Origin of the sequence: Pseudomonas sp. Sample_16 (genome assembly GCF_004307665.1) — a bacterium.
Lineage (GTDB): Bacteria > Pseudomonadota > Gammaproteobacteria > Pseudomonadales > Pseudomonadaceae > Aquipseudomonas.
In genome coordinates, this window is record NZ_RCOB01000222.1 from 1 (window position 1) to 7,391 (window position 7,391).

The following is a 7,391-nucleotide window of genomic DNA, read 5'->3' on the forward strand; positions in this document are numbered from 1 at the left end:
AATACGTCGCCTTACATCACGTATGTAAACGTCAGTATTTTCTATTAATGCGAGTAACCGCTTCAGTTTGTAGGTGACACCATGAACCGTCATTGTTTTCGTCTGATTTTCAGCAAGTCCTTGGGCTTCCTGATCCCGGTGGCCGAAATCACCACCACCACCGGTAAAGGCCACCAGGCCGGACAAACCCAGGGCCGCGCCGCGCCGAACGCGCCAGGCTTTCAGTTGCAAACCTTGTTCGCCAGCGTGCTGTCGGTGATCCGACCCGACGCCCGCCGCGGCGGCCTCAAGGGCGCCATGCTGCGGCGCATCCTGGTCACCGCCGCGCTGCTGCCCGCGGCCGTCTACGCCGACATGGTGGTCGACCCCAATGGCGGGGCCAACACCCCGGGCATGTCGTCCTCGGCCAACGGCGTGCCGGTGGTCAACATCGTTGACCCGAACGCCAAAGGCTTGTCCCACAACAAATTCCAAAGTTTTGATGTGGTGCAACCCGGCGTCATCTTCAACAACAGCACCACCGATGGCGTCTCGCAGATTGGCGGGTACACCATGCACAACCCCAACTTGAATCACCAGGCCAACGCTATCCTGGTCGATGTCACCGGCACCAACCCCAGCAGCCTGGCCGGCGCCCTGGAAGTGTTCGGCGGCACCGCGGACCTGATTATTTCCAACCAGAACGGCATCAGCCTCAACGGTGTGTCGACGATCAATGCCAACAGCCTGACCACCACCACCGGTAAGGCCGTGGACTCGCCCGATGGCCTGCAATTTCTGGTCGACGGCGGCAAGGTCAAAATCGAAGCCGGCGGGGTCGACACCAGCGGCCTGACCTATTTTGACGTGGTGGCGCGCAGCATCGAATTGCAAGGCGCGGCGGGCTCCCAAGATCAAAAAACGGACATCAACCTGGTCGCCGGTCTTAACACCTATAACGCGGCGACACGCACCGCCACGGTCAACAGCACCTCCGGTGCCAACACCCCGGAATTTGCCATTGACGGCAGCCTGGCGGGGGCCATGTATGGCCACAATATTTCCCTGACCAGTACTGAAAGTGGTGCCGGCGTGCGTCACCAGGGACTGATCAAGTCCAGTGCCGACATTGCCATTTCGGCCAATGGGGATGTCGGCCTGGCCACGTTGGTGGCTGGCGGCAAAGTCGGCATCGATACCACCGGTTCGATTGCCATCGGCAATGGCACCGCAGGCCAGGGCATCGACGCGCAAAAAGCGGTGACCCTGCACGCCGGTCACGGCATCACGGTCAGCAACGACATCAAAGGCGAGACCCTGCAGATTACCGCCAGTGACCTGTTGGTTCAGAGCGCAAACCTGATTGCCACCCAAGCCGAAGGGGCCGGCCCGGTGAGCGCGATCACGATCAAGGTTGGTAACTTTACCTTGAGCGGCACCTTGGTGGCCGTGAACTCGGCGCACATTCCTTACGGACCGAATCAGCCGCTGGTGTTGCATAACGGCAAGCTGATGGTCAAGGTCAATGGCACGGACTACAGCACCGACTTTACCCTGTCCGCCACGGCGATGATTCTCTCGGCCAACGGCGTGTCGATTGAAGCCGACAACTTCCTCAACGATGGTGGGGTGATTCAGGACACCAGCAAAAGCGGCATTAACATTGCGGCTCAACACCTGGTGAACAAGGGTATCGTCACCACCAAGGGCGACCTGAATTTGGTCGCCGATGTGCTGGAAAACCTGTGCACCGGGATTAACCAAACCCTGTGCGTGGGCTTTCTGGCCGGCGGCGATGCCAATGTCCAGGCCGGGAGCCTGACCAACGATGCCGGTCTGGGCGCGGCCGGCAACATGAACCTGACGTTGAACAGTGACAGCAGCAACGGTGTGCACGGTTCGATCAGCGGCGGGAAAAGTCTGCAGGTGCAGCAGGCGCCAGGCAGCGCGGTGCACCTGAGCTCCGATGGCGAGCTGTACAGCGGCGCTGATTTGCTGATGGTGCTCAACGAGTTGTCATTGGGCGGCGCCTCGATCACCAGCGCGGGTGGCAGTGCCACGATGCAAATCACCGGCACCCTGGAGAGCGCGGGCAAAATTGTTGTGGGCAAGGACCTGAACATCACGGCGACCGACGTCATCGCCAATGTCGGCAGCTCAATGAGCGCGGCTCATGACATCACGATCGCCGCTCAGAAAACCTACAGCTCGACCGACCAGACCCTGGTGCGTGCTGAGAACACGGCGCATATCGAGGCGCAAGAGTCGTTGAGCAACGGCGGTATCATCTACGGCGCAAACCGTGTCGACCTGCTCACCGATGGCCAGTTGACCAACGGCGCGGGCGTGGCCATTGCTGGCCAGACCATCACCCTCAAGGGCGATGCGCTGACCAATGAACGCGGCGCGACCATTGGCGCCTCGGAACTGGTGGACATTGACGTCGCTGGGGACCTGATCAACGACGCCTCGGTGATTACCGCCGGCTCCCAGGTCAACCTCCACGCTGGCGGCACCGTCTCGAACACCAACGGTTCGCAGATCATCGGCGGCGACGTGGCGATCGATGCCGCGCAGGTGATCAACAACGATGCCATGATCGTGGCCAGTGACTTGATCATCAACAGTGCCGGCGACGTGGACTTTTCCGGCCCCTCGTCCATGGTCTATGGCGACTCGATTGCCATCAACAGCCTGGGCAACCTGCACAACAGTGACGGCAGCCAGGTGTATGCCGAGACCGTGGCCTCGCTCAACAGCTTAGGGTCGCTGACCAACGATAGCGATGCGGTCATCTATGGGGCCAATGGGGTCAAGATCTCCACCGACGGTGATGTGACCAATGCCAGCGGGGCGCAGATCAACAGTGACGACAACGTCGACATCACCGCCAGCAACGTGACCAATACCGAGGCCGCGGCGATTAGTGCCGACCACGTGGCCATCAACGCCAGCCAGAATGTGCTCAATGCCCAGGATGCCGCCATCGTGGGTCAGAGCAGCGCGCAAATCAAGGCGCTGAACGGCTCGGTGACCAATACCGACGGTGCAGTGATGTCCGCCTCCGCCCTGGATATCCAGGCGCAAGACATCACCAACCAGAACGCCGGCAAACTGCGTGGCGACGACATCACCCTGACGGCCAGCAACAACTTCAAAAACACCAACGGTGGCTCCATCAAGGCGTCCAACAGCGTCACGATCGACAGCAAGAACTTTGCGGCCTCGGACAGTGAAATCCTCGCCAGCAAAGACATCCACATCGCCACCGACACCTACGCCAACACCGGCAATATTGCCTCCCAGGACACCGCCACCCTGACCATCAAACATGGTGGCGACCTGACCTTGAGCACCACGCAGAAAGCCCCGGTCGCCGCTCAGTTGTTGACCCTCAACGCGCACGACGTCACGGTCAACGACGCGCTGAACAACCCTGGCAGCATTCAGATCAATGCCAGTGGTAAGGTGCAAAACAATGACGCCATCGTGACCGGCAAAAGCCTGTTTGTCGATGCCAGCGAGTCGATCGTCAATAACACCCATGCGCTGATCTGGGCCGCCGATGACATCATGCTCAAGGCCGGGACGGCGATCAACAACCTGGAAGATGCCCTGATCATGGCCGGCGACGCCATCTCGCTGACCGCCCATGACATCCTCAACTATGCCGGGCGCATCAGTGCCGGCGGCGATTTGACCCTGGAAGCCAGCAACATCACCAACCAGGGCATCAGCACCGGTGGCTTGGTGCAGGGCCCATCGACCAGTGCCGACGGCTACTACAAGTGGAACCACGATGCACGTTATGACGAGATGTGGATCTCGATGGAACTGCCTAGTTACAGCTCCAACCGCACCACCAAGCAGGCGGTCATGGAAAGTGGCGGCAATGTCGCGATCAACCAGGGCGAGCACAAGGGCACCGGTTCCAATGTGACCAACCAGGATGGCCTGATGGTCGCCACCGGCAACATGGCGATCGACGGCAACCTGAAAAACATGACCTCGCACGATGACCTGGCGTTGTCGACCTACCTCAAAACCCCGAGCACCGTCACCATCACCGTGAAGGACAAGCTGGCGAAGAAAAATCCCACGACCCAGGTTTACTCGAGCATGTGGGACTTTTTGGACCAGACTTTTGGCCACGATGACAAGCATAAGATCTGGGGCGCGTATTACTACTATGACGGCAACACCGCCGCCGCGTTGAAAAACATCAACGATCCGAAGTTCAACCAGATCATGGCCGCCACTTTGGGGGCCGATTGGCGAACCCAGAACTATGAGACCCTGTCCACACGCTGGAATGCCTATGCCAGCGGGCAGAGCCCGGACCCGGTTAAGTCCTATTACGCCGCCACCCGGTCGGAAATCGCCACCGGTGGCAACTTTGTGCACACCGGCGGTTCCTTTGAAAACGGCGGCGGGGTCGTCCAGCAAAAAACCGTCGACGTCAGCATCGGCAAAAACGACACCACGGCCATTGCCGGTGATTTCGACAGCAGTTATGCCTACAAAAGTGCCTTTGATCCCAAGGCGCCATTGTCTGAGCTCGAAAACGCGATGAACCCGAGCTACGTCCAAGACAACCTGATCAACAATGACATGTTGTTCCAACAAACGACAAAGCCGGCACCTTTTGACCCCGATGCGTTTGCCGCGGCCGGCCTGCAAGGCAAACAAAATGGGGCCAACGGCTCCGCCACGATGACCCCAATCGTGCCGCTGTATGAAACCCGTATCGAATACGTGGACCAGAGTCAGTTTTACGGCTCCTCGTACTTTTTCGAAAGCGTGGGGTACCACGCCGACGCCCCGGTGTCGGTCATCGGTGATGCCTATTTTGACAACATGATGATCACCCAGACCATCCAGGCCACCTCCGGCACCTACATGACCGTGACCTACGGAGTGTCGGGGGCTGACATGAGCAAGCTGCTTATGGACAACGCCGGGGTTGAGGCTGAGCGTTTGGGCCTCACCGTGGGTGTGCCCTTGACCCAGGAGCAATATGACAGCCTGGAATTGGACATCGTCTGGTACGAACCGGAAGTGGTCGATGGCGTGCTGGTCCTGGTACCGAAGGTGTATTACTGCCCGGCCACGCTCGCGGCCATGGACACCACCAAAGAAGCAGATTCGGTGATCCAGGCCGGCGGCACCCTCACCACCGACAACACCGATTTCACCAACGTCAACGGGGTGGTCAAGGGCCACGACGTCACCATCACCAGCAGCGGCGATGTGCAGAACCAGGCCACCGGCGGCAGTCAAGGCGGCATCTATGCCAGCGCCGAAGGCGGCAAGCTGATCGTCGATGCCGCCGGTGACGTCAACAACCAGGGCGCCACGGTCAAAGGCAATCATATACAGGTCAAGGCCGGCGGCGACATCACCGCCTCGACCACCATGACCTATGACCAGGATGGCTCGTTGGTCTCGCGCAGCACCGGCGATATCCTCGGCAGCGGCACCGCCTCCACCGTCCATCTGACCGCGGGCAAGGATGTGGTACTGACCGGGGCCGACGTCGCCGCAGGCCGGGTGGCCGTGGATGCAACCAACCTGATCATGAACGATGTCAAGGAAGTCTCTTCCTCGCACAAAGACACCACCACCAGCGGTTTTGCCTCGCGCAACACCACGATGCAGGAAAGTGCCAGCGCCACCGGCGTGGGCAGTAACATCGTCGCCGGTTCCCTGAACATCAACACCTCCAACGACGTCCTGGTCAACGGCAGCAACATGACCGCGCTGCACTCGCGGATCGATGTCGGCGGCTCGATGATCGCCAAAACCTCGGAAAACCTGAGCTATGACCATCAAACTACCCAACAAATCGGCTGGGTAGCCGGTGCCAGTGTCTCGGCTGGCGGGTACGTGGCCAGCGCCTCGGCCAGCACCGCCCATGGCGGCAAAAGCTACGCCGGGGAGATGGCCGAAGGTGGTTTTTCCACCAACGGCGGCGCCAGTGCGCACACCGGGTTGGAAATCAGCTCGTCCGAGCACAGCAACAGCAGCGTGACCCAAAGCAATTCGCAGTTGAACCTGGGGACCGGCAAGGTGACGGTGGAGGACACCTTTGACTTCGGCGGCGCCGACATCAACACCGCGAAAGGCTTTGAAAACGCCAAGCTGCGGGTCAAGGCCGGGGACATCCAGACCACCAAATACGAAAGCGTGAGCGACGACGAATCCAGCGCCAAAGGCATGTTCATCGGCCACACGGCCAGTGCCGACTCGGTGTTTATCGACGTGTCCAACGACATCGGCAAGCTGGCGACCGACGCCTCCGAAGGCATGAGTGTCGCGCCGGGCCTGACCACCCTGGAAATGCTCGGTGATGTGGAGCGCATGGCAGTGGGCTCGTGGGGAATGGTCTCCGGCGGGGTTGCCATTGGCGGCGGCGCGGCGTCCGGACAGACGCTGACCAAAACCGAAAACACCAACCAGGTCGGCGGTAACGTCAGTTTCACCTCCACCAAAGGTGACATCACCCTGACCGGGGTGAAAACCACCAACCCGGATGCGGTGGTCATCCTCAACGCCGGTGACCATGACGTTAACCTTAACGCGTCGAAAAGCACCACCACCAGCACCAGCAAATCCAATGTCGGCGGCATCAACGCTACCGAGACCAACAGCTGGAACCCGATAACCGGCGATACCGTCAGCGGTACGGTCGGCGTGGGCGCCAAACATAATGATTCGAGCCAGGACAACACCCATTACACCAACACCGACATCAGCGGTTCGCACGTGATTGTCAGGGCCAACGACCTGAACATGGTCGGCGCCAATATCTCCGGCAAGGTCAACGCCGACCTGAGCGGTGAACTCAACATCACCAGCGTACAGGACACGCAAAACTACACGCACACCCTGGGGGCTGGTGGCGCTTCCGCCGGTGTGGCGGTAAACAGCCATACGTTGTTTGTTGTGCCGAGTTTTGTCGGCGGTGTCGGCGGCGTCGGCGGGCAGGATTACGACAATTACCAAAAGGTGGAAAAACAGTCCGGGATCAGTGGCACGGCCGACAGCAGCATCCATGTCGGAGGCGATATGAACCTGACAGGCGGTTATGTGGCGGGCGGCGGCAACCTGCAAGTGGATGGTGCGGTGAATGCCAAAGACCTGACTGACAGCCGTAATAAAGACGGCGGTTACGGCGGCGGGGGTGTTGGTGCCAACAAGAACGGCATCGGCGGTATTGGTTTGATGGGCGGCCGTGTGGACCAGGTGCATTACAGCGCCGACAACAAGGCCACGGTGGACATGAACCTGACCGGCAAGGACGGCGGCGCGGCCACCGTCAATGGCAATCTCAACACCGACATGAACAACCGTCTGGTGGTGAACCAGGATCAGAAGATCGCCGGCAACGACATCAAGCTGGGTATCCCGAC

1 protein-coding gene is annotated in these 7,391 nt (G+C 60.0%); it reads left to right on the forward strand.

The window, feature by feature from the left end:
* Nucleotides 1-81 precede the first annotated feature (81 nt).
* Nucleotides 82-7,391 (forward strand): hemagglutinin repeat-containing protein (locus D8U69_RS29280; protein ID WP_130908653.1); only part of this gene is annotated, 7,310 nt, incomplete at its 3' end.